This is a genomic window from Nocardia sp. NPDC057227 (genome assembly GCF_042669725.1).
In the GTDB taxonomy this organism is placed as follows: domain Bacteria; phylum Actinomycetota; class Actinomycetes; order Mycobacteriales; family Mycobacteriaceae; genus Nocardia; species Nocardia asteroides_A.
The window spans coordinates 46,784-70,502 of sequence record NZ_JBHUXA010000019.1; the positions used below are offsets into that span (position 1 = coordinate 46,784).

Genomic DNA, 23,719 nt, shown 5'->3' on the forward strand with positions numbered 1-23,719 from the left:
ACCGATGACCGCCACGCCGAAGCGTCCATTTCCCCCGCTGCACCCGCATTCGACCTCGGACGCCGAAGCCATTCGGGACAACGACTGGGCCGCCTTCCGCCAGCTCGAGCAGGTAGCCGACCACTGGACGCTGAAGCATTGGGCACCGGGGCAGGCCGGCTTCTACTGGTACCTGACCTTCGCCGATCCCGCCCTGGTCGCCCTCGTCACCCGGTGCCAGAAGGAACTCGACCGCGACGGTATCGACCCCGTACCCCTCGACGGGCTCCATCTGACTCTGCTCGGTATCGGCAAGTCCGACCTCCTCTCCAGCGCGCAACTCTCGGCCATCACCGCCGCAGCACGCGGCCGCCTTCGCGGGATACGCCCGTTCCACCTCGAGATCGGCCCACTCGCCGGATCGCGCAGCGCGCTACGTTTCTCGGTCGCCCCGTGGGACGATCTGCTCGCACTGCACAGCGCTCTCCGCGAAGCAACCGCTTCGGTGTGCTCATCCGCCGGAATCGCGGAGACCTCGCGATTTCGGCCGCACGTCGGCATCGGATACATCAACACCCCCCAATCGGCGACCCGCCTCATCGAAGATGTGACGGCGCTACGCCACTTCGCACCGGTCTCCGCGTCGGTGGCCGAGGTCCGATTGGTGCAACTACGCAGAGAAGACAGACGCTACCGGTGGACAGACCGCGCAGTCGTGCCCCTCGGCCTCTAGCTCGGCGGTGCGGCGAACTCTCGTGCTGTGGTGTCCCACTCGCGCAAGGTGTCGAGATAGTCGCCGGAAGGACGCGCGCGAATCGATCCGATGATGTCGCCGAGTTCATGGGCCCGCTGCCACACCGAGCGGATCGGGCGGTCGTGGGAGGTAGCGAGAGCTTCGACGCCGAGGGCCACCGCTCGATCGACATCGCGTTGCTTACCCGAGGCCAGCGCCGCGGCCATGTCGATGCGCACCAGTGAGCGACTCCATACGGAATCGGAGCCGTCGACCCGTTCCTCCACTCGGCGACCGTAGTCGAGGGCGCGGGCGTGATCGCCCGCGGACAGGAACGCCGTGGCCGCGTTCGCCATGAGGCGCGCCTCCCCGTAGGGCGCGAAGTCCAGTGCGGGAGTCAGTGCTGAGCCGGTATCGAATCGGGCCGCTACCACGGTGGCCGCGTCGATGGCGGCGGCGACGCCTTCGCGGTCGCCGACTTTGCCGAGTGCCCGAGCGAGCCCATTGGAGTACAGCCGGATGGAGTGTGCTCCACCGTCGGCCAGATCGAGTCCTTCGTGGGCCGCCCGAACTGCGGCCGCGAAGTCGCGCTGGTAGTAGGCGCACAGACTCTCGGTGCCTTTGATCCAGGCCTGCAAATCGGTGTCCGCGTGCAGGCCGGCCAGTGCGAAAGCCTCCCGGCAGTACAGCCGCGCGTGCCCGAACCGTCCCCGATTGACTGCCATGTATCCGAGGACCGCGGATAGCCGGGCGGCCATCGCGTAGAGGTTTTCGAGCCGAGCGGGGTGACGGCGCTGCCCGAGCATGACCTCGACCTGCCTACGCGCCTCCATGACGATCGGAGCCGAACGCAGCGGCCCAGCCGATTCGTATCGCTCGATGACATCATCGAGGGTGAGCGACACGAGTTCGACGAACTCGCAATCGGTATCCATTTCCGCGATATCCCGCGTTCGCGCGGCGATGGCCGCCAAGGACTCGAAGGTTTGCGACGCGCCGCCGTGGACGGAATCCTCGGAGCCGGACAGTACTGCCCGGAATCGAGCCTGTTCGGAATCGGTCAGGCGACCCAGAACCGTGTCCATCGCCGCCGCGAATCTTCCTGCCAGTTCGATTGTTTCGCGTCGTCCCTCCCATTTGCGTACCGCTCCCACGGTGAAGCCGATGGTCTCGGCGAACTCCGGCTGAGTGAGGCGCAGCGCCGCGGTGCGGAGTGCGCGAACCTCGATGCCGGTCCACTTGGTCACGATCATCGGAGCCGCCCCCGTATTCGATGTTCGTCTCTGCGACGAGCGTAGATGTTCCGTGGTACCCACGTGGCTTCGATTCTCGACGGTGCACGGCCAGGGTGAACAGAACCGAGCCTCCGCCGCTCGGCCACCACGATCGAAGTGGAGCGGAGCGGCTGGATGCTGTCGGTGCCGGCGAGGGACTGCTGGAGGCACGGCATCTATTCCTGGCTTTCGCCGGGCACGTGGACGGCGGCTCGCCACTGATCGAATGGGCTCGGGAACTGTCCGATCTGCACGCCACCCTGCTCACCGCGTCGGTATCGGAAGAGCGCCGGCCCCGGGCTTTCGACGATGCCGTCACCCGACGCCAGGTCCAGTGCTTGATCGGTCGCATCGACGAGTGGTCGATTCTCCATCTTCCCCGCCCTGTGGCCGCTCGCCGCCACACACACTCGCTGGGCGAAGTAATCAGTCACCTCGCCCGCACCTACGCACACGCGCATGCGACGTTGCGGCGCGGTGGCAGCGCCGAGCACCTGCACGATGCGGCACTGCACCTGGCGCGGATCCAGGAGGGCTACGCCGATCTCGTCGCTGAGATCCGCGCACTCCGGATCGAGTTGCCTGCGACGTTTCGCGGGCAACACACATGGTGGTGAAGCGCACTGTGCTGCGCTGAAGAAGGCAGGACAGGCTCCGCGCCCCTAGGATCAGCAGATGCTCTCGACCCTGCTCGCGCTGGCCGACTCCCGGCTGCCGATCGGCGGTCACGTGCATTCCGGCGGGGTGGAGGAGGCCGTCGCCTCCGGTTTGCTCCGCGACGCGGGCACGGTCGAGCAGTACCTGGCCCGGCGCATCCGGACCACCGCCCTGGTCACCGCGTCGCTGGCGGCGGCTGTCTGCGCGGGAACCCTGACACCGGCGCGGGCCGAACTCGAGGCCGATGCCAGGACGCCGTCCCCTGCGGCGCGGGATGCCTCCCGGGCTCAGGGACGCGGCCTGCTCCGGCTCGCGAGCAAACTCCGCCCCGGCCCGGTCTGGGCGGAGCTGACCCCGCGTCCGCACCTGTCGACCGTGTTCGGCCTGGTCGGCCGCGAGTACGAGACCACCCCGCGCGAGATCGCGAATGTCGTCGTCTACACGACGCTCACCGGTGCGGCCACGGCCGCTCAGCGTCTCCTGGCGCTGGATCCGGCGGCGATAGCGGCCACCACGTTCCGCCTCACGCAACTCTGCGACGAGACCGCGGCGGAAGCGGCGAGAGGTCTCGCCGCACTGTCGGACCCGCTGCAGGACGCGCTGGCGGAACGCCATCCGCGCCGCGAAATGCCCCTGTTCGCCAGCTGAAAGGACGACCGAATGCCCCCGCACCTCATCGACGGTGAACCGCACGACCACGCCCATGACCGCCCCAAGCGGGAGCGGGTCCCCGGCGAGGCGCTGCGGGTGGGGATCGGCGGCCCGGTGGGGTCGGGGAAGACGGCACTGGTCGCGGCGCTGTGCAGGCAGCTCAGGGACGAGCTCTCGCTGGCCGTGCTGACCAACGACATCTACACCACCGAGGACGCCGACTTCCTGCGCAGGCACGCCGTCCTGCCGGACGAGCGGATCACCGCGGTGCAGACCGGCGGCTGCCCGCACACCGCGATCCGCGACGACATCACCGCCAACCTCGACGCCATCGACGACCTGGTGGCCGCGAATCCGCCGCTGGATCTGATCCTGGTGGAGTCCGGCGGCGACAATCTGACGGCGACCTTCTCCTCGGGACTGATCGACGTGCAGATCTTCGTGGTCGACGTGGCGGGCGGGGACAAGGTGCCGCGCAAGGGCGGGCCGGGCGTCACCTTCTCGGATCTGCTGGTCGTGAACAAGACCGATCTGGCGCCGCTGGTCGGCGCCGACCTCGGGGTGATGGAGCGCGACGCGGCGAAGGTGCGGGAGGGGCGGCCGACGGCGCTGATCTCGCTTACCGCCGACCCGGCGGCGACGCCGGTGCTCGCCTGGGTGCGCGAGCAGCTGGGCGTGGTGCGGGAGCGGGACGCGGTCGCCGGGTCGGCGGCGCACTGAGGTGCGCACCGTCCTGCGCGTGCTCGCGGCGCCCGGGATCTCACCGCGGATCGAGGCCGAGGGTGGGATCGCGGCGCGGCAGACCGGGCCGGAGACGGTGCACCTCATCGGCACCGCCGCGGTCCCGCTCGGCGGCGATCACCTGGAGTTGAGCGTCGAGGTGCTGCCCGGCGCGCGGCTGTTCGTGCGCTCGGTGGCGGCCATGATCGCGCTGCCCGCGCGCGGGACGCCGGATTCCACCGCGCGCTGGCGGCTCACGGTCGGGGCGGGGGCCGAGCTGGACCTGGATACCGAGCCGACGATCGTCGCGGGTGGGGCGCGGCACCGCACGGTGACCGAGCTGCGGCTGGCGCCGGATGCCGCGGTGCGGGTCAGGGAGCGGGTGCGGATCGGGCGGGCCGGTGAGGACAGCGGGCACTGGACCGGCGATCTGATCGCCGACATCGACGGCGCGGAATCCGTTCCGCTGCTGCGGCATCGGCTGGAGCTGGGGTCGGGGAGCGGCACCGACGACGCGCTGAGCGCGCCGCGCACGCTGGAGAGCGTCCTGCGCTACCCGGACGATCGCCCCGCCGAAACCGTCGGCCTGACCGCCGCCCGCCTCCCGCTCGCCGCGGGCGGCAGTCTCTTCACCGAGGTCGGTATCGTCCGGCCCGGCCGGACGGAAACATCGCGGACCGCGGTCGCAGCCCGCGGCTGAACGCGCGCCGCCCGGCGGCTCCAGCGAGTCGCCGAGCGCGCGGTGCGACCTCCGCCGGATTGGGGCGCACCGACACCGCCGCGATCACCCGGCCGCTACAACGCACGATGCGGCGACGACCGGCACGAACCCGGCCACCACCGCGACGCGCGGTGCGCCGAAAACCCTCGGCGCACCGCTCTACTGCGAACTACTGAACCGGCGCTCCGAACCCCGGCGCCCCGTACCCGATCCCCGCACCGACGGCGGCACCGATGGCCCCGCCGAGCGCGGCGGCGGGCACCGCGATCACGGCACCGCCGATCGCTCCGCCGAGGATGGGGCCGATGAGCAGCCCGATCGGCAGGAACGGCACCCCGGCGAGCAGCCCGGCACCGGCGCCGACGATCACCGAGGCCGAGGTGATCGGCATCGACAGGTTGGTGGCGACGGTCGCCCCGATCGCGGCCGAACTGAGCGTCTGCGCCGCCATCCGATCCGACCGGCTGCGCTCCATCCCGATGGAATCGTAGAAGGTCGCGAGCTGCGCCTCCGCCTGCGCGGCCCCGTCGTTCACCGCGAACACCTGGTCCGGCGCGAGGAACCCGGGAGTGTCGACGATGATGTCGCCGATCCGGATCTTGCCCTCCGGCGGCGCGATCGGCGCCACCGCCTCGACCGGGATCGGGCCGTGCGGTGCCCCGGCGGGCGCCAGGTAGCCCTGGTCCGGCAGCGCCCGGTAGAGCGGCGCGTCCACCGGCACCGCGAAAGGCACGGCGACCGGCGCGGCCCCGCCGGTCAGCTCGCGCAGGGGAGCGGAGAGCTCCGGCAGCGTGATCTCCGCGGGCTGCCCGGCGAAGAGCGCGGCCAGCGGATCGGCCGCGGTGCGCTGCTCGGGCTGGGTCACCGGGTCGGGCGAGCCGGGGTCGGCGTTCGCGGTTCCGGCGCCGACGAGCGCCACGACCAGCGGCAACGCGCCGAGCGCGACCATCGATCCGATCTTCTGCCGCTGTGCGTTGGGCGCCCGGTGTCTCCCCGGTTGTGCCCCCACGATGGCCATACGTCACCTTTCATCCGGCTGGAACGACAAATCCCGACGTTCTCATTCGGATCCGGGTGCGCTGTCGGATGGGTCACACGGCGGGGCGGCTGCTCTCCTGCTGCCCCGGCCGTTCGCCACCGGCCGGTTCGACGGCCGAGCCGTCCGCGATGTCCGCGGTGGTGGTCGACTCCGCGACCGCCGCGTCCAGCGGAACCCGGCTGCCGACGTGGCCCTGCCGATCTCCGGGCGGGGCGCCGAGCGCGGCGGCGAGTTCGTCCGCCTCCTCCTCGTCGGCGTTCACCGCCTCCAGCGCGAGCCGGGCCATCACCCACTGCTCGGTCGCGGCCATCTGCCCGCGGCTGCGGCCGGAGAAGGTGACGAACCACTGGATCACCGTGACGATCCGGCTCCGGTACCCGATCAGGTAGTAGAGGTGCAGCGCCAGCCAGGCCAGCCAGGCGATGAAGCCGCCGAACTCCAGCTTGCCCACCTGGCACACCGCGCTGAACCGCGAGACGGTGGCCATGCTGCCCTTGTTCAGGTATTTGAAGGGTTTGCGCTCGGCGGGCTGCTGCCCGTTCAGCCCGGCCCTGATCTGCTTGGCGGCGTAGGTCGCGCCCTGGATCGCGCCCTGCGCCTGGCCGGGAACCCCCGGCACCGACATGAGGTCGCCGACCACGAAGACGTTCGGGTGGCCCTTGATCGTGAGGTCCGGCTCGACCACGACCCGCCCGGCCCGGTCGGTCTCGGTGCCGTCGGAGCGCTCGGCCAGCATCTTCCCGAGCGGGCTTGCCTGCACGCCCGCGGACCAGACCTTGCAGGACGATTCGATCCGGCGGACGGTGCCGTCCTTGTCCTTCACCGTGACGCCGTTGGCGTCGATATCGGTGACCATGGCGTTGAGCTGCACCTCGACGCCCATGTTCTCCAGCCGGCGGCGGGCCTTGTTGCCCAGCTTCTCGCCCATCGGGCCGAGCACCGCGCCCGCGCCCTCCAGCAGGATGACCCTGGCGTCGCGCGGATCGATGTTCTTGAAGGTGCCCTCGAGCGTGCGGTCGGCCAGCTCGGCGATCTGCCCGGCCAGCTCGACGCCGGTCGGGCCCGCGCCGACCACGACGAAGGTGAGCAGCCGGTCGCGCAGCTCCTGCGTGGTGGCCAGCTCGGCGCTCTCGAAGGCGCCGAGGATGCGGCCGCGTAGCTCGAGCGCGTCGTCGATGGTCTTCATGCCGGGCGCGTAGGTGGCGAACCGGTCGTTGCCGAAGTAGGACTGCTGCGCACCGGTGGCGACGATCAGGCTGTCGAACGAGGTCCGGGTGTTCTGGTTGAGCAGCCGCGAGCTGACGGTCCGGTGCTCGAGGTCGATGTCGGTGACATCGCCGAGCAGCACCTGCACGTTCTTCTGCTTGCGCAGCACCAGACGGGTGGCGGGGGCGATCTCGCCGACCGAGAGGATGCCGGTCGCCACCTGGTAGAGCAGCGGCTGGAAGAGGTGGGTCGATGTCTTCGAGATCAGGGTGACGTCCACGTCGGCGCGCTTGAGGTGCTTGGCGCCGAACAGGCCGCCGAACCCGGAACCGATCACCACCACCCGGTGCCGATGCGTCTCCACGGGCTCAGTGCTCATCGTCGTGCTCCTCGACAGACGGGGGCGTACCCCAGTGTTGCGGACACGCCTACCGTAGTCGGCCGGTGCGCGAGCGTCACGGCGAGTCGCGGCGTGCCGGGAGAACGCGCGTGCCGCGGCACCGATGGGTGCCGCGGCACGGGAGGTGCGCCGGGAAGGCCGGGGTCAGCGGCCGGAGAAGAGGATCTTCGCGACCTCGGTGTCGGTGGCGGCGCCCTCGGTGTAGCCGCCCTCGTCGCCCATCGCGGTCATGATCGCGAGGGTGTAGCGCTCGCCCGGGCCCGCGAAGCCGACCGAGTTGACCACCCAGCCGCCCTGCTCGGCGGACCAGCCGTTCTTCAGGCCGGGGCGCATCTTGTCGCCCGCGCCCCAGACGCCCCAGTGCTGGTTGGAGTCGACCGAGCGCATCCGGTCGAAGAGGTAGCCCCGGTCGTCCGGGTGCATCTGGGTGAAGATGTTGTCCAGTAGCCGGTCCAGGTCGGCGGCGGTGCACTTCTGGAACGACCAGTCCGGGAAGAGCGCGGTCTCGGTGGGCTGCGGCACCAGGGTGTTCATGCCGTTGGCCCGGAACGCGTTGTTGAACGCCATCCGGTCGATGCCCGCGTACTTGGTCCACAGCACGTCGGTGGCGTGGTCGTTGGAGGTGGCGAGCATGGACTCCAGCAGCCCGCGATCCTCCGGCGACAGCTGGATGGCGCCGATCCTGGCGCGGTTCAGCAGGTCGGCCGCGATGGCCAGCTTGATGGTGGAGGCGGTCCACACCGAGTTCTCGGCGTGCTCGTTGGCGTAGACGCCGCCGGTCACGCGGTCGCGCACCACGTAGCCGGTGTTGCCGGGGCGGCCGGCCAGGTAGGCGTCGGCCTTGGCGATCCGGCTGCTCAGGTCGGCGTCGAAACCGGCGAGATTGGCCTGTTCCAGCATCGGGATGCCGGGCGCCGCCTGCGCGGCGGGGAGGGAAACGGTACCGCTGGAGACGATGATCGCCGCCGCGGCGAGGGCACAGACGGATGCGGCCACGCGGGGAACAGACCGGGTGGCGGCCAACTGATGACGCACGGTTGCCCACGATGGCACATCGCCGACGCGAATGCACGTCCCGATCCGGCTACCGGCCGGTACCCCGGCCGTAATCCGTTGTGCCCCTGCGCTTCAGCGGAACGCGGCGCGCAATTCCTCGACCGTCCGGCCGTTCAGCCGGTAGCAGTGCTCGAAGGCCTCGCCGTGCCGATTTCGCGGCCACGCGTGCAGCACGACGCCGCGCCCGAAGTGCCGTGAATTCACCAACTCCCAGTGCTCGCCGACGCGGCGAACGGTGAAGCCGCCCTTCGGAAGCAGGGGAGATACCAGCGCAACCATGAGCGCGAGACCAGCCTTTCGAGATACAAGCCCTGTGCATCCCCCCCCGGACGGTGCCGTTCCCCCTCGACGCAGCACTGTGGCACGGAGGACTACCCCGGCCTCGCGACACCGCACCCGACGCGCCGGGGTTGTGGTGCAGATCACGTAGCGCCGGGCGGGCTCGGCGGATCCCAGCGGGTCGCCGAGGTCATGGGCAACCACCGGGCGTATAACCGTTGCGGGAACGCACGATCGTCGAAGGGGTGGCATGCCGCTGCACATCCATCGTGCCGAGCGCGCCGACACCCTGGCCGACGCGCTGGCGCGGCAGCTGGCGACCCCGCCCGCCGACCCGTTCGCCGCCGAGGTCGTGGCGGTGCCCGCCAAGGGGATCGAGCGCTGGCTGACCCAGCGGCTCTCCGGCGTGCTCGGCACCTCGGGGCCGGGCGCCGCGGACGGGATCGCCGCCGCGATCCGCTTCCCCTCGCCCGCGGCGCTGATCGCGGAGTGCCTGGCCGCGGCGAGCGGGGTCGCGGCCGCGGACGATCCCTGGGAGCGGGACCGGGTGGTCTGGGCGCTGCTCCGGGTGCTGGACGGGGTGCTCGGCGCGCCCTGGGCCGCCGTGCTGACCAGGCATCTCGGCGCGGAGCACCGGGCGGGGCGGCGCTACGCCACCGCGGTCGGGCTGGCGGCGCTCTTCGAGAGCTACGCGGCGCAGCGGCCGGAGCTGATCCTCGCCTGGGCGGCGGGCGTGGACACCGACGGCGCCGGGCGCCCGCTCCCCGCCGACCTGGGCTGGCAGCCCGCGCTGTGGCGGGAGCTGCGCGCGGCCGTCGGGGTGCCCGGCCCGGCCGAGCGGCTGGCCGACGTCTGCGCCCGGCTGCGCGCCGATCCGGCGAGCACCGCACTGCCGCAGCGCCTCTCGCTCTTCGGCCCGACCCGGCTCCCGGCCGACCAGCGCGCGGTCCTCGCCGCCCTCGCCGCCCACCGCGAGCTGCACCTGTGGCTCACCCACCCGAGCCCCGCGCTCTGGGACCGCCTCGCCACCCGCCCGCCCGCCCTGCTCCGCAGCGCCGACACCAGCGTCCGCGCGGTCCGCAACCCCCTGCTCGCCGGCCTCGGCCGCGACGTCCGCGAACTCCAGCAGCGGCTGTCGGGTTGCGACGCGGAGATCATCGACGAATACCACCCGCCCGTGCCCGCGGCGCCGAGCGCCGGTCGGGAGTCCGGTCTCGGAGCGCCACCGGCCGGCGACTACCCGGCCGCGAGCCGAGCCCCCGCCGCCGCGCCCAGCACCGGCGCTCCGGGCGCGAGCCGGGCGGCCGCGGCCCCGCGCACCCTTCTCGCCGCCGTCCAGGCCGCCGTCCGCGAGGACACCCGGCCCCCGGCCCCCGACCCGTCCCTCGCGGACGACGGCACCGTCCGCATCCACCTCTGCCACGGCCGGGACCGCCAGGTCGAGGTGCTCCGCGACGCCCTCCTCGGCCTCTTCGCCGCCGACTCCACCCTGGAGCCGCGCGACGTCCTGGTCATGTGCCCGGACGTCGAGACCTTCGCCCCGCTGGTCCGCGCCGCCTTCGGCTCCCGGGGCAGCGCCGACGCCACGGACGAGCACGCGCACCCCGGGCACCGGCTCCGGGTCCGGCTGGCCGACCGCGGCCGCGCCGTCACCAACCCGCTGCTCACCGTGGTGGCCACCCTGCTGGAGCTGGCCGACGGCCGGGTCACGGTGACCCAGGTACTCGACCTGGCCGCGGCCGAGACCGTCCGCCGCCGCTGCGGTTTCGACGACGACGAACTGGAGCGGCTGCGCGGCTGGGCCGCCGATTCCGGCGCCCGCTGGGGCATCGGCCAACGCCAGCGCCAGGCCTTCGGCCTCGCCGATTTCGCGCAGAACACGCTGAACAGCGCGGTCGACCGGATCCTGCTCGGCGTCACCGCGGCCGAGACCGACGGCGACTGGCTCGACCTCGCGCTCCCGCTGGACGACGTGGACAGCAACGACGTCGACCTGGCCGGCCGCTTCGCCGAGTTCGTCGACCGGCTCGCGGTCTGCCTGCGCGACCTGCGCGGCCCGCGCCCGGCCCCGGAGTGGAGCGCGGTGCTGGTCCGCGCGCTCGACCTGCTCTGCGACGTCCCCGAGCACCTGGCCTGGCAGCGCACCGAGGCGCGCACCGAGCTCGCCGCCGCCACCGAGCACGCGGGCGAGGTGGTGCTGCGCCTCGCCGACGTCGCCACCGTGCTCGCCGGACGGCTCGGCACCGCGCCGACCAGGGCCAACTTCCGCACCGGCGAGCTCACCGTCTGCACCCTTGTCCCGATGCGCTCGGTGCCGCACCGGGTGGTGGTGCTGCTCGGCCTCGACGACGAGGTCTTCCCGCGCGCCGGCGGCGTCGACGGCGACGACGTGCTGGCCCGCGACCCGCAGGTCGGCGAGCGCGAGCCGCGCGGCGAGGACCGCCAGCTGCTGCTGGACGCGGTGCTCGCCGCGCAGGAGCGGCTACTGGTCTGCTACACCGGCGCCGACCCGGTGACCGGCGCGCACCGCCCGCCCGCGGTGCCGGTGGCCGAGCTGCTCGACGCCCTGCGCGCGCACACCGGCGCCGGTGCGGACCGGGTCGTCGTCCGGCACCCGCTGCAGAGCTTCGACCGCAGGAACTTCGCGCCGGACGACCCCTTCGGCTTCGACCCCGTCGCGCTGGCCGGTGCCGAGGCGGCCGCGCGGCCGCCGCGTCCGCGCCCCGCCTTCCTGGCCGATCCGCTGCCCCGGCCGGAGCCGGGTGATGTCGAGCTGGCCGACCTGATCGCCTTCGTCGAGCACCCGGTGTGCGCCTTCCTCGGCCAGCGGCTCGGGCTGCGGGTGCCCGACCACGAGGAGGAGATCGACGACCGGCTCCCGGTGGAGCTGGACGGCCTCGCCAAGTGGGACCTGGGCGAGCGGCTGCTCGCCGCCCGGCTCACCGGCACCGACCCGGAGACCCTCCGTGCCGCGGAGTGGCGCCGCGGCGGCCTGCCGCCCTTCGCCTTCGGCGCCGCCGTGCTGGACGAGGTGGAGCGCACCGTCGAGACCCTGGTGCGCACCGCGCAGCCGCACTACGAGATCCCCGCCCGCGCGGTGGACATCGCGCTCGACCTCGGCAACGGCCGCAGGCTCACCGGCACCGTGCCCGAGGTGCACGGCGACCGGCTGGTGCGCACCACCTTCTCCCGGGTCGCGGCCAAGCACCGGATCGCGGCCTGGGTGCCGCTGCTCGCGCTGACCTGCACCGAGGACCGCTCCTGGCAGGCGCTCACCATCGGGCGCGGGAGGTTCCGCACCCCCGCCTGGCGCAGCGAGCTCACCGCCCCCGAGCCGCCGGCCGCGCTCGGCGTCCTGCGCACCCTGGTCGCCATGCGCGACGCCGGGCTCAGCGAGCCGCTCCCGATCGCGCCGACCGCCACCGCCGCCTACGCGCAGAGCCGCATGCTCGGAAACCGCAGGGAGGACGCCGAATACGCCGCCCTGCAGGAGTTCGACGGCGACTACGGCGACAACCGGGATCGGCACCTGCGCTACGTCTGGGGCGATCGGGTCACGCTGGCGTCGCTGCTCGCCGCGCCAGCCCCGCAGGGCGGCGGCGCGGGCGAGCCGACCCGGTTCGGCGCGCTCGCCAGACGGCTGTGGGAACCGCTGCTCCGCGCCGAGCAGCAGGGGCGGCCGTGAGCGGGGCCGGAGCCGGAGCGCCCGGCGACGTCGCGACCGTCGGGCTCGACTTCGATCCCGCCGGGCAGGCGCCCGACGCTTTCGACCCCGCCGGGCCCCTGCCCACGGGAACCACGGTGCTGGAGGCCAGCGCGGGCACCGGCAAGACGCACGCGATCGTCGGGCTCGCGGTGCGCTACGTCGCCGAGGCCGGGATCGATATCGCCGACCTGCTGCTGGTCACCTTCAGCCGGGCCGCGACCCAGGAGCTGCGCGAACGCACCCGCGACCGGTTCGTCGCGGTCGCCGCCGCACTGGCCGAGCCGGAGCGGGCGGCCGCGCACGACGACGAGCTGGTGCGCGCGCTCGCCGCCGCCGAGCCCGCGCCGCGCAGGCAGCGGCTGCTGGCCGCGCTCGCCGAGTTCGACGCGGGCACCATCGCCACCACGCACAGCTTCTGCCAGCGCATGCTGGACGAACTCGGCCTGGCCGGGGACGACGACCCGGGCAGCAGGCTGGTCGAGAACGTGGACGAGGTGGTGCAGACCGTCGCCGACGACCTGTACCTCGCCCGCTACGCCCGCACCGAGCCGCCCTTCCCGCTGAAGGCCGCCCGCGCGCTGGCCCTGGCCGCCGTGCACGACCGGCACGCCGCGCTCGCCCCGGATGGCGACGGCGAGGCGGGCGAGCGGGTCGCCTTCGCCACCGCCGCGCGCGCCGAGACCGAGCGCCGCAAGCGCCTGCTCGGGCTGCGCGACTTCGACGACCTGCTCGTGGTGCTGCACGAGGTGCTGGCCGACCCGGTGCACGGCCCGGCCGCGCGGGCCAGGGTGCGCGAGCGCTTCCCGGTGGCGCTGGTGGACGAGTTCCAGGACACCGATCCGCTGCAGTGGGAGATCCTGCGGCTCGCCTTCCACGGCGCATCGACGCTGGTGCTGGTCGGCGACCCCAAGCAGGCCATCTACGCCTTCCGCGGCGCCGAGGTGCTCAGCTACCTGGACGCCGTCGGGGTCGCCGACGCCAGGCACGAGCTGACGCACAACCGGCGCAGCGACGCCGGGCTGCTGCGCGCGCTGGCGCACCTGCACGGCGGCGCCGCGCTCGGGCACCAGGCGATCACCGTCGCCGCGGTCGAGCCGACCAGGGAGTGGAGCAGGCTCACCGGCCCGGACGAGCGGATCGTTCCGCTGCGGCTGCGCTGCCTGCCGCGCACCGGCGCCGGGCCGCTCGGTTCGTCGGGGTTTCCGCAGATCGGGCGGGTGCGGGAGCGAGCAGCGGCCGACCTCGCCGACGACGTGGTCGGGCTGCTGGAGTCCGGGGTCCGGCTCCGGGACCGGACCGGGGTGCTGCGCGACCTCGGTCCCGGCGACATCGCGGTGCTGGTACGCACCCGGTCGCAGATCGAGGTGGTGCGCGCCGCGCTGGACCGGGTCGGGGTCGCCTCGGTGCTGGCGGGCGGCACCAGCGTCTTCGGCACCCCGTCGGCCACGCACTGGCTCTGGGTGCTGCGCGCGCTGGAGCAGCCGCACCGCTCGGACCGGGTGCGGCTCGCCGCCTGCACCCCGCTGCTCGGGGTGGACGCGGCCGAGCTCGACCGCGGCGGCCCCGAGCTGACCGGGCGGATCAGCACGCTGCTGCGCGAGGCGGCGCGGCTCTTCGCCAGGGCAGGCTTCGCGGCGGTCTTCGAGCGGCTCGCCGCCGCGACCGAGCTCGCGCCCCGGCTGCTCGCGGTGCGCAACGGTGAGCGCGAGCTCACCGACCTGCGGCACCTCGCCCAGCTGCTGGACCAGGTCGCGCTCACCGACGGCCTCGGCCTCACCGCGCTCACCCGCTGGCTCGGCGACCGGGTGCGCGACCCCGCCTCCGGCAGCGTCGCCGACCGCAGCCGCAGGCTGGACCGCGACTCCGCCGCGGTGCAGATCGCCACCGTGCACGCCAGCAAGGGGCTGGAGTTCCCGATCGTCTACCTGCCCTTCGCCTGGGACAGCGCGCGCAACCCGAAGCCGGCGACCCAGCTCTACCACGACGGCCGGACCCGGGTGCTCGACGTCGGCGGCCCCGACGTCCCCGGCGCCGCCGAGGCCAAGCGCAGGGCCGAGGCGGAGGAGTCGGGGGAGGAGCTGCGGCTGCTCTACGTCGCGCTGACCCGCGCCATGTGCCAGGTCGTCGCCTGGTGGGCCCCCGCCTGGGGCACCGACTCCGCCCCGCTGCACCGGATGACGCTCGGCCGCCCCGACCGCGGCGCCGAGGTGCCCGCCCGCGCCCCCGTCCCCGCCGACGCCGCCGCGCTGGCCGCGCTCACCGCGTGGGCCGCCCCCGCCGACGGCGCCATCGCGGTCTCCGCCCCGGACGGCGCCGCCCCCGCCGAGCCGCGCCGCATCCGGGTCGAGCCGCACACCGGCGCGCTCGCCGCCGCCCGCTTCGACCGGGCCCTCGACCACCAGTGGCGCCGCACCTCGTACTCCGCGCTCACCGCGGGCGCGCACGAGGCCGCCGCCGCGGCCGAGACCGAGCCGGAGGACGACCGCGCCCACCCGGACGAACCCGCCGGAACCCCGGTCCTCGACCCGGACGACCCCTTCGCCGCCGCGGCCCCCGCCGCCGCGCCCTCGCTGATGAACACGCTGCCCTACGGCGCCGAGTTCGGCACCCTGGTGCACGGCGTGCTCGAGCTGGTCGACACCGACGCCGCCGATCTCGCCGCCGAGGTGCGCGCCCGCTGCTCGACGGCCGTGCACGCCGCGGCCTCCGCCGCCGACCCGGGGGTACTGGCCGACGCGCTGCTCGCCGTCCTGCACACCCCGCTCGGGCTCGACCACACCCTGGCCGAGATCCCGGCCGCGGACCGCCTGAGCGAGCTGGACTTCGAGCTGCCGCTGGCCGGTGGCGAGCGCCCGGCCGCGGCCGCCGCCTCGCTGCCCCGGATCGCCGCGCTGCTGGAGCGGCACCTGCCCGCCGACGACGTCCTCGCCGGCTACCCGGCGCAGCTGGCGCACCTGGACGGCGGCGCCCTGCGCGGCTACCTGACCGGCAGCATCGACGCGGTGCTCCGGCTGCCCGGCCCGCGCTTCGTCGTTGTCGACTACAAGACCAACCGGCTCGGGCTCGGCGACCTCACCGTCGCGCACTACACCGGGGAGCGGATGGCCGCCGAGATGATCCGCTCGCACTACCCGCTGCAGGCGGTGCTCTACGCCGTCGCACTGCACCGCTTCCTGCGCTGGCGGCTGCCCGGGTACGACCCGGAGCGGCACCTCGGCGGGGTCAGGTACCTGTTCGTGCGCGGCATGATCGGCCCGGAAACCCCCGGCGGCGCGGGCGTTTTCGACTGGGCGCCGCCCGCCGCGCTGGTCACCGAGCTCTCCGACCTGCTGGCGGGGGTGCAGGCGTGACCTCGATCCAGATCGCGCAGCGCGGCACCGGGCTGCTCCGGCTCTTCAACGAGGCCGGGGTGCTCGCCTCGGCCGACGTGCACGTGGCCACCCGGCTGGCCCGGCTCGGCCGGGAGGACCGCGAGGAGGTGCTGCTCGCCGCGGCGCTCGCGGTGCGCGCGGTGCGCTCCGGCTCGGTCTGCCTGGAACTGGACCGGATCGCGGAGATCGGCGTCGACGCCGACGAGACCCGCGAGCCCGCCCCCGGGCTCGACCCGGCCGCGCTGCCCTGGCCCGACCCGGCGGCGCTGCTCGCCGCGCTGCGCACCAGCCCGCTGGTCCGCGGTGGCTCCTCCGGGCCGCTGCGCCCGCTCTACCTGCTGGAGGGCGGCCCGGACGGCGGCCCGCTGCTCTACCTGGACCGGTACCACAAGCAGGAGCAGATCATCCGCCGCGTGCTCACCGAGCGCGCCGCGGGCCACCCCGAGGTCGACCCCGCGCTGGTGCGCAGGGAACTCGACCGGCTCTTCGGCGCCGAGACCGCTGGCACCACCGACCGGCAGCGGCTCGCCGCCGCGGTCGCCGCCACCCGCTGGACCACCGTGGTCGCGGGCGGGCCCGGCACCGGCAAGACGCACACCATCGCCCGCATCCTCGCCCTGCTGGCGGCCGAACGGCTCGCCCGCCCCAAGCTGCCCGCGCTGCGGATCGCGCTGGCCGCGCCCACCGGCAAGGCCGCGGCCCGGTTGCAGGAGGCGGTGCGCGAGCAGGCCGCCGAGATCGGGCTGCCCGAGCTCACCGCGGCCACCCTGCACCGGCTGCTCGGCTGGCAGCGTGGCCGCGCCACCCGCTTCAAGCACCACGAGTTCAACCGGCTGCCCTACGACGTGATCGTGGTGGACGAGACCTCCATGGTCTCGTCCACCCTGATGAGCAGCCTGCTCGCCGCGCTGCGCCCGGACACCCGCCTGGTCCTGGTCGGCGACCCGGACCAGCTCGCCTCCGTCGACGCCGGCGCCGTCCTCGCCGACCTCGTCGCCGGCCCGATCCGCGGGGAAGGCAACCCGGTCCTCGCCGAGATCATCGGCACCGGCGTCCTTCCCGCGGCCGCAGCGGGTGCGGCGATATCGCCGGTTGTCGCCGCGCGGCCGTCGGACGCGTCCCCGGCGGACGGCTCGCTCTCCTCCACCGAGGCGCTGACCCCGCGCGAACACGAGCGCCTGGACGGCGGCATCGTCCGCCTGACCCGCGGCCGCCGCTTCGGCGGCACCATCGCCGAACTCGCCGTCGCGGTGCGCGCGGGCGACGCGGACACCGCGCTGGAACTCCTCACCTCCGGCGCCGACGACGTCGAACTCCGCGCCCCCGACGACATCGCCGCCGTCCGCGAGGACGTGGTCACCGCCGCCCGCGCCGTCACCGCCGCCGCCATCGACGGCGACGCCGAACAAGCCCTGACCGCCCTGGAATCGCACCGCCTCCTCTGCGCGCACCGCCAGGGCCCGTTCGGCGTCGAGCGCTGGGACCGCCTCGCCGCCGAGTGGGCCGCGGCGAGCGGCGCCACCGCCGACCCGCAGCAGCACCTCTGGTACCCCGGCCAGCCCCTGCTGGTCACCGCCAACGACCACGAGGCCAGGATCTACAACGGCGACACCGGCGTCATCGTCCGGCTCCCGGACGGCACCCTGCGCGCCGCCCTGCACCGCGGCAGCACCCCGTACCTGGTGCACCCCACCCGCTTCTCCGCCGTCGTCTCGGTCTTCGCCATGACCATCCACCGCAGCCAGGGCAGCCAGTACGGCACCGTCTCGGTGGTCCTCCCCGAACCCGAATCCACCCTGCTCAGCAGGGAGCTGCTCTACACCGCGATCACCAGGGCGCGCGGCCGCGTCCGGGTGATCGGCACCGAGGCCGCCATCCGCGCTGGCATCGACCGCCGCGTGCTCCGCGCCAGCGGCCTCTCCCGGCCCGGCTAGTCGCGCAGCAGCCCGGGGACGGTCAGCGCGTACTCCAGGTCGGCGCGGGTGCCGAGCGTGGTGAGCAGCACCCGGATCATGGTCAGCCGCGCCTCGTCCACCACCGCGGGCTCCGGCTCGGAGCCGGGCGCGCTGGCCGCCGAGACCCGGTAGACCACGTACTCGCAGAGGTGCAGCGCGGCATCCAGGTCCAGGGGGGTGGGCACCGGGCGGTCGAGCACGCGGAAGGTCTCCCGGATGATGCCGCGGATGTCGTCCAGCGCCTCCTCGCGGTAGGCCGATACCGGCGAGCCCGGGTCGTGCAGCTCGGCGAAGAGCGGCCGCAGCATGGTGCCGTGGCCGCGCGCCCAGGCCAGGTAGGCGTCGATCAGCCGGATGCCGAGCTCGACGCCGTGCAGCGGCGCGGTGGCGGAGCCGAGCGCGGTGCGGATCCCGCCGACCAGCTCCTGGTTGGAGACGGTGAGCAGCGCGTGCAGCGGCTCGGCGGCGTTCGCGAAATAGCGGTAGAAGGTCGGGCGCGCCAGCCCGGCCCGGTCGATGATCTGCGCGACACTGAGCCCGCGCGAACCGGTCCCGGTGAACACCGCGGCGGTGGCCGCCACGATCCGGGCGCGCACCTCGTCGGCCTGCTCCGGCGTCTGCGGGGGGCGGCCCCGGCGGGCCGGGCGCTCGGTGTTGTGAGCGGTCACAGTTTCTCGCCATCGCCGCATGTGGCACGGGACGTGACGCTTGACACCGGGGGTCGCACGGCCATTACTCTAACAGCAGTGTTCATTTAATGAGCGCCCATCGACCACCACCCCGAACACCACGGAAGAGCCGCCCATGACGCCTGCCGCCCTCCCCGCCGACCTGGTCAAGCCGCTGCTGGAGCGGGCGACCGCGGGCGGCGCGCCGTCGGTCGAGGTGTTCGCCCCCGCCACCGGCGCCAAGATCGCCGACCTGCCGCAGTCCTCCACCGACGACATCGAGCGCGCCTTCAGCACCGCCCGAGCCGCGCAGGCGCAGTGGGCCGCGCGGCCGGTGCGCGAGCGGGTCGCCGTGCTGCGCAAGCTGCACGACATCGTGCTGGGCGAGCAGGAGACCATCCTCGACATCGTGCAGACCGAGACCGGCAAGGCCCGCGCGCACGCCTTCGACGAGGTCGGCGATGTGGCGGTGAACGCCAGGTACTACGGGTCGGTGGCGAGCAAGCTGCTCTCCACCCGGCGGCCGCGCGGCGTGCTCCCCGTGCTCACCCGGGTGGATGTCAGGCAGCGGCCGAAGGGCGTCGTCGCGGTCATCTCGCCGTGGAACTACCCGCTGGCGCTCGCCGTCTCCGACGCGCTGCCGGCCCTGGTCGCGGGCAATGCCGTGGTGGCGCGGCCGGACAACCAGACCGCGCTCACCGCGCTCTGGGCCATCGACGCCGCCGAGCGCGCCGGGCTGCCGCGTGGGCTCTGGCAGGCCGTGCTCGGCCGCGGCCGCGACATCGGCGGCGAGGTGATCGCCCGCGCCGACTACGTCGACTACACCGGCTCCAGCGCCACCGGCCGCACCATCGCGCAGCAGGCGGGCGAGCGGCTGATCGGCTACTCGCTGGAGCTCGGCGGCAAGAACCCGCTGCTGGTGCTCGCCGATGCCGACGTGCCGCGGGCCGCGAAGATCGCGATCCGCGCCTGCTTCGCCTCGGCGGGCCAGCTCTGCGAGTCCATGGAGCGGATCTACGTGCACGACAGCGTGTACGACCGCTTCGTCGCGGAGTTCACCGCGCACACGAAGAACATCGAGCTCGGCGGCGCGCTGGACTACAGCGCGGGGATGGGCTCGCTCACCTTCCAGCGCCAGCTGGACACCGTGCAGCAGCACGTGGACGATGCCGTCGCCAAGGGCGCGACCGTGCTCGCCGGCGGCAAGCACCGCCCCGACCTCGGCCCGTTCTTCTACGAGCCGACCGTGCTCGCCGACGTCACCGAGGAGATGACGGTCTACCGCGAGGAGACCTTCGGCCCGGTGGTCTCGGTCTACCGGGTGGCCGACGACGACGCCGCGGTGGCCGCCGCCAACGACACCGCCTACGGCCTGAACGCCAGCGTCTGGACCAAGGACGCGGCCCGCGGCCGGGCCGTCGCGGCCCGGATCAACGCGGGCTCGGTGAACGTCAACGAGGGCTTCATCGCCGCCTGGGGCAGCTCGGACGCCCCCTCCGGCGGGCTCGGCATCTCCGGCACCGGCCGCAGGCACGGCCCCGAGGGGCTGCTCAAGTACCTCGACACCCAGACCATCGCGCAGCAGCGGGTGCTGCCGATCGCCCCGCTGCCCGGCATGTCCGAGGAGCTGTGGGCCAAGACCATGACGCTCTACTTCGGCGTCATGAAGACCCTGCGACAGAAGTGAGGAACGCAGCGATGAAGCTGGAATCGGTCGCCGGGCGCACGGTGCTGGTCACCGGCGCCGCCATGGGGCTCGGCAAGCTCTTCGCCACCACGGCGGTGCGCGAGCGCGCCGCCGCGGTGGTGCTCTGGGACATCAACGAGGCCGCGCTCAAGGAGACCGCGGCCGAGCTGACCGAGCTGGGCGGCACCGTGCACTACAACGTGGTCGACGTGTCGTCGCAGGAGGCGATCACCGAGGCCGCGGCCGCGGTACGGGCCGAGGTCGGCGATATCGACATCCTGGTGAACAACGCGGGCATCGTGCGCGGCAACCAGTTCTTCTGGGAGACCACGAACCGCGCCGACATCGAGAAGACGATGGCGATCAACTCGCTGGCGCCGATGTGGATCACGCTGGAGTTCCTGCCCGCCATGGTGGCCTCGAAGTCGCCGTCCCGGGTGCTGAACATCGCCTCCTCGGCCGGGCTGGTCTCGAACCCGCGGATGAGCGTCTACGCCGCCTCCAAGTGGGCCGCGATCGGCTGGTCCGACTCGGTGCGCATCGAGCTGGAGCAGGCCGGGCACGAGCACGTGAAGATCACCACGGTCTGCCCGACCTACATCGACACCGGCATGTTCGACGGCGCCAAGGGCTTCTGGTTGACCCCGATCCTCAAGCAGGACGTGGTGGTGGAGACCTCGTGGACGCAGATGAAGGCCGGGACGCCGCTGCTCGTGCTGCCCTGGACCTCGCGGTTCAACAAGGCGCTCTCCGGGCTGCTCCCGATCCGGGCCCGCGACCTCTTCCTGAACACCGTCGGCGTGTACCGCTCGATGGACCACTTCACCGGTCGCAAGGAGAGCTGAGCGTCCCGATCACCACGGTCGTGCCGTGCTCGCCGGATTCGGCGAGCCGGCCGGCCAGGTTGTTCGCCGCCAGCGCCGCCAGTGCCGAATCGGCCTGTGCGGCGCTGGTTTCCATGAGGACGTGACCGCCGGGGGCGAGCCACTCCGGTGCGCCCGCCGCCACCCGGCGGAGTACGTCGAGTCCGTCCGCGCCGCCGTCGAGCGCGCGGCGCGGTTCGTGCTCGCGGGCCTCGGGCGGGAGGGTGGCGACGGCCTCGCTCGGCACGTACGGCACGTTCGCCAGCAGGACGGCGATCGTGCCGCGCAGCGAGTCCGGCAGGGCGTCGAACAGATCGCCCTCGTACACCTCGCCGGTAGACCCGAGATTGCGCCGCGCGCAGGCGACGGCGGCGGGCTCGATGTCCGCCGCCGTCAACCGGACCGCGACCTCCTCGGCACAGGCCAGCCCGAGCGCCCCCGTACCGCAGCAGAGGTCGACCAGCACCGGCGCTGTCCCGGCACCCGCCGCTCGCAGCAGCGGAATCGCCGCGTCCACGAGCTCCGCCGTCCGCGCCCGCGGCACGAACACCCCCGGCGCCACGCCGACCCGCAACCCGCGGAACTCGGCCCAGCCGAGAATCTGCTCCAGCGGCTCCCCGCCGACCCGCCGCCCCACCAGCGCCGCCAGCTCGCCGCCTGCCGCGATCAGCAGCCGCGCCTCGTCCTCGGCGAAGACACACCCCGCCGCCCGTAACCGCGCCACGATCCCCGCGAAGTCGGCACGATCCGGGGCGGGGCGGGGGAGCACGGGCACCGCGTCATCCTGCGCGCCGCCGCGCGCCCCGTCCACCTTTTTCAGCGGCTGGTGGCGAGCCGGAAGGTGCGGGTGGCGTCCAGGTAGATTCCGCGCTGCCCGGCCCGGCTCGGCGGCGGCAGGTTCGACACCAGCTGCTCCAGCGAGACCATCGCCCCGATGACGGCGGTCCCGGCGACGATGAAATCGGCAACCGCGCGGCGGATGTGGTTCGGCGAGGTCACCACGACGGCGCTGGTCAGCCCGGCATTGCGCAGCAGGTCGGTGCTGAACAGCGCGTTCTGCACGGTCGAGCCCGCCCGGTTCTCCACGATGATCCGGCCCGCCGGGATCCCGCGCCCGATCAGCCAGCCCGCCATGGCGTCGGCCTCGGCGACGCCGTTCTGCGGGTTGCCGCCGGTGACGACCACCCGGGAGAAGGGCGCGGCGATCGCCTGCACCCACGCCGCGTTCAGCCGGTTCACCAGCTCCGGGCGCAGCGCGCCGTCCGGCAGCAGGCCGTAACCGAGCACGACGATGCCGGTCTGCGGCCCGATCAGGGCGGGCAGCGGGTTGGGCAGCGTGCCGACGGCGGCGCCGATGGCGTCCAGCACCCGGCGGGTGCCGTTGGCGCGGGCCGGGTCGAGCGCGGCGAGCCTGCGGAAGGCGTCGTCCACCCCGATCCGGTCGCCCGCGTAGTGCGACCAGACCGCCTGCAGCGCGATCGCCTCGGTGTCGTCCGGCGCGGCGCCGACGAGCGCGCGCAGGTCGGCGCGGCCCGCGGCGTCGTCCCCGGCGGCGAAGTGCCGCTGCGCGGAGTTGTAGAGGGCGTCCGGGTCGGGGTCGGCCGCCGCGGGCGCGGCGACCGCCCCGGTCAGCGCGAGCGCGGTCAGCGCCGCGAGCAGAAATCTTCGGGTTCGGGGAGTCGCCACAGGTCACACCTTTCGCAAAGGGCAGCCGGCTGTGCTGTAGGAGCAGCGACCACGATACGGCTGGGGCTGATGTTGCCGGTGTGATTTCGCCGTACCACGGCGATTCGGGCCGGGAGAGTGACACCGGAGCGGTGGTCCGAAACCGTCCCGATAGGGTTGACCCCGTGGAGACCGCATCGCTGACCGGCAAGGAAGCCGCCGCCGCCCTGAACGCCGAGACCACCGAGCTGGCCGCCGCGCTCGCCGCCCGCGGCCGGGCCCCGCGCCTGGCGCTGGTGGTCGCGAACGCCGATCCGGCCAGCGCCTGGTATGTGAACTCGCTGCGCAAGTCCGCCGCCAACCGCGGCATCGAGTGCGACACCGTCGACCTCGGCACCGACGCCGACATCGCCACGCTGCGCGCCGAACTCGCCGCCCGCACCGCCGACCCCGCCGTCGACGCCATCATGCTGCAGACCCCGCTGCCCGCCGGCGTGAAGCTGGAGGACGTCGCCGCCGCCATCGGCGCCGACAAGGACGTCGACGGCGTCTCGCCGCTCTCGCTCGGTCTGCTCGCCGCCAACACCCCCGTCTTCGCCCCCGCCACCGCCGAGGCGGTCGTGGTGCTGCTGAAGCAGCACGGCATCGAGCTGACCGGCAGGCACGTCGCGGTGGTCGGCCGCTCCAACGTGGTCGGCAAGCCGCTGGCCCAGCTGCTGCTCGCGGAGAACGCCACCGTCACCGTCGCGCACTCGCGCACCGCCGACCTCGCCGCCGTCACCTCGGCCGCCGACATCGTGGTCGCCGCCGCGGGCCGGGCCGGGCTCATCCGGGCCGAGCACGTCCGGGAGGGCGCCGTCGTCATCGACGTCGGCACCAACGAGGGGCCGGACGGCAGCATCGTCGGCGACGTCGACGCCGACAGCGTGCGCGGCCGCGCCGCCGCGCTGAGCCCGGTCCCCGGTGGCGTCGGCCCGGTCACCACCGCGCTCCTCATGCGCCACGTGGTCCGGGCTGCCGAGCGGTCCGCCCGGGTCTGAGCGGTACTCGGCGACGCAGGGGCGGTCGACGTCGCCTGCCCGCGGAACC

General features: G+C 73.7%; 19 protein-coding genes. 11 read left to right on the forward strand and 8 right to left on the reverse strand.

The window, feature by feature from the left end:
• Positions 1 to 4: 4 nt before the first annotated feature.
• Positions 5 to 712, forward strand: a complete 708-nt coding sequence (locus ACFUJ1_RS24145; RefSeq protein ID WP_378649042.1) for a 2'-5' RNA ligase family protein — start codon at positions 5 to 7, stop codon at positions 710 to 712.
• On the opposite strand, the gene ACFUJ1_RS24150 is transcribed toward ACFUJ1_RS24145, so the two are convergent.
• Positions 709 to 1,965: a helix-turn-helix domain-containing protein gene (locus tag ACFUJ1_RS24150; RefSeq protein WP_378649044.1), complete on the reverse strand. Its 1,257-nt coding sequence runs from the start codon at positions 1,963 to 1,965 to the stop codon at positions 709 to 711. The two genes, ACFUJ1_RS24145 and ACFUJ1_RS24150, sit on opposite strands and share 4 nt — an antisense overlap.
• Positions 1,966 to 2,060: 95 nt before the next feature.
• On the opposite strand from ACFUJ1_RS24150, the gene ACFUJ1_RS24155 reads away from it, so the two are divergent.
• From ACFUJ1_RS24155 to ACFUJ1_RS24170, 4 genes are read left to right on the forward strand one after another with little or no spacing between them, the layout of a single operon-like run.
• Positions 2,061 to 2,603, forward strand: a complete 543-nt coding sequence (locus tag ACFUJ1_RS24155; protein ID WP_378649046.1) for a hypothetical protein — start codon at positions 2,061 to 2,063, stop codon at positions 2,601 to 2,603.
• Between the two features lie 58 nt (positions 2,604 to 2,661).
• Positions 2,662 to 3,291 carry an urease accessory protein UreF gene (locus tag ACFUJ1_RS24160; protein ID WP_378649047.1) on the forward strand — a complete coding sequence of 210 codons (630 nt, stop codon included), beginning with the start codon at positions 2,662 to 2,664 and terminating at the stop codon, positions 3,289 to 3,291.
• A gap of 12 nt (positions 3,292 to 3,303) precedes the next feature.
• Positions 3,304 to 4,014, forward strand: coding sequence for an urease accessory protein UreG (gene ureG, locus ACFUJ1_RS24165; RefSeq protein ID WP_378649048.1), 711 nt, complete (start codon positions 3,304 to 3,306; stop codon positions 4,012 to 4,014).
• A 1-nt stretch (position 4,015) separates the two neighbouring features.
• Positions 4,016 to 4,714, forward strand: coding sequence for an urease accessory protein UreD (locus ACFUJ1_RS24170; RefSeq protein WP_378649049.1), 699 nt, complete (start codon positions 4,016 to 4,018; stop codon positions 4,712 to 4,714).
• Positions 4,715 to 4,904: 190 nt separating this feature from the next.
• Here the strand turns inward: ACFUJ1_RS24170 and ACFUJ1_RS24175 are convergent, their stop codons facing one another.
• From ACFUJ1_RS24175 to ACFUJ1_RS24190, 4 genes are all read right to left on the reverse strand, one after another.
• Positions 4,905 to 5,684, reverse strand: a complete 780-nt coding sequence (locus ACFUJ1_RS24175) for a hypothetical protein (protein WP_378649050.1) — start codon at positions 5,682 to 5,684, stop codon at positions 4,905 to 4,907.
• A gap of 142 nt (positions 5,685 to 5,826) precedes the next feature.
• The gene (locus tag ACFUJ1_RS24180; RefSeq protein ID WP_378649051.1) at positions 5,827 to 7,359 is read right to left on the reverse strand and encodes an NAD(P)/FAD-dependent oxidoreductase; all 1,533 of its coding nucleotides are present in this window, start codon (positions 7,357 to 7,359) and stop codon (positions 5,827 to 5,829) included.
• Between the two features lie 165 nt (positions 7,360 to 7,524).
• Positions 7,525 to 8,376, reverse strand: a complete 852-nt coding sequence (locus ACFUJ1_RS24185; RefSeq protein ID WP_378649053.1) for a serine hydrolase — start codon at positions 8,374 to 8,376, stop codon at positions 7,525 to 7,527.
• Between the two features lie 132 nt (positions 8,377 to 8,508).
• On the reverse strand, positions 8,509 to 8,715 hold the full coding sequence (locus ACFUJ1_RS24190) for a hypothetical protein (protein WP_378612612.1): 207 nt from the start codon (positions 8,713 to 8,715) through the stop codon (positions 8,509 to 8,511).
• 250 nt (positions 8,716 to 8,965) lie between these two features.
• On the opposite strand from ACFUJ1_RS24190, the gene recC reads away from it, so the two are divergent.
• The 3 genes from recC (at position 8,966) to recD (ending at position 17,726) form a co-directional block, all read left to right on the forward strand.
• On the forward strand, positions 8,966 to 12,400 hold the full coding sequence (gene recC, locus ACFUJ1_RS24195; protein WP_378649055.1) for an exodeoxyribonuclease V subunit gamma: 3,435 nt from the start codon (positions 8,966 to 8,968) through the stop codon (positions 12,398 to 12,400).
• A 98-nt stretch (positions 12,401 to 12,498) separates the two neighbouring features.
• Positions 12,499 to 15,771 (forward strand): UvrD-helicase domain-containing protein, encoded by a 3,273-nt coding sequence (locus ACFUJ1_RS24200; protein ID WP_378649207.1) that lies wholly within the window; start codon positions 12,499 to 12,501, stop codon positions 15,769 to 15,771.
• Positions 15,768 to 17,726 (forward strand): exodeoxyribonuclease V subunit alpha, encoded by a 1,959-nt coding sequence (recD, locus tag ACFUJ1_RS24205; protein ID WP_378649057.1) that lies wholly within the window; start codon positions 15,768 to 15,770, stop codon positions 17,724 to 17,726. Before ACFUJ1_RS24200 ends, recD begins: the two co-directional genes overlap by 4 nt.
• Here recD and ACFUJ1_RS24210 read toward each other — a convergent pair.
• The gene (locus tag ACFUJ1_RS24210) at positions 17,723 to 18,415 is read right to left on the reverse strand and encodes a TetR/AcrR family transcriptional regulator (RefSeq protein ID WP_378649059.1); all 693 of its coding nucleotides are present in this window, start codon (positions 18,413 to 18,415) and stop codon (positions 17,723 to 17,725) included. The genes recD and ACFUJ1_RS24210 overlap by 4 nt on opposite strands.
• A 136-nt stretch (positions 18,416 to 18,551) precedes the next feature.
• Between ACFUJ1_RS24210 and ACFUJ1_RS24215 the strand changes: the two genes are divergently transcribed.
• Both ACFUJ1_RS24215 and ACFUJ1_RS24220 read left to right on the forward strand, forming a co-directional pair.
• The gene (locus ACFUJ1_RS24215) at positions 18,552 to 20,102 is read left to right on the forward strand and encodes a succinic semialdehyde dehydrogenase (RefSeq protein ID WP_378649061.1); all 1,551 of its coding nucleotides are present in this window, start codon (positions 18,552 to 18,554) and stop codon (positions 20,100 to 20,102) included.
• An 11-nt stretch (positions 20,103 to 20,113) separates the two neighbouring features.
• A complete protein-coding gene (locus ACFUJ1_RS24220) occupies positions 20,114 to 20,947 on the forward strand; it encodes an SDR family NAD(P)-dependent oxidoreductase (RefSeq protein ID WP_378649063.1) in 834 nt (277 codons plus the stop codon).
• On the opposite strand, the gene ACFUJ1_RS24225 is transcribed toward ACFUJ1_RS24220, so the two are convergent.
• Positions 20,925 to 21,740, reverse strand: a complete 816-nt coding sequence (locus tag ACFUJ1_RS24225) for a putative protein N(5)-glutamine methyltransferase (protein WP_378649065.1) — start codon at positions 21,738 to 21,740, stop codon at positions 20,925 to 20,927. The two genes, ACFUJ1_RS24220 and ACFUJ1_RS24225, sit on opposite strands and share 23 nt — an antisense overlap.
• Positions 21,741 to 21,781: 41 nt before the next feature.
• A complete protein-coding gene (locus tag ACFUJ1_RS24230) occupies positions 21,782 to 22,651 on the reverse strand; it encodes a YdcF family protein (RefSeq protein WP_378649067.1) in 870 nt (289 codons plus the stop codon).
• 164 nt (positions 22,652 to 22,815) lie between these two features.
• Here ACFUJ1_RS24230 and ACFUJ1_RS24235 point away from each other — a divergent pair, with 164 nt between their 5' ends.
• Complete coding sequence (locus ACFUJ1_RS24235) at positions 22,816 to 23,670, forward strand: bifunctional 5,10-methylenetetrahydrofolate dehydrogenase/5,10-methenyltetrahydrofolate cyclohydrolase (RefSeq protein WP_378649069.1); 855 nt, start codon at positions 22,816 to 22,818, stop codon at positions 23,668 to 23,670.
• Positions 23,671 to 23,719: the final 49 nt, after the last annotated feature.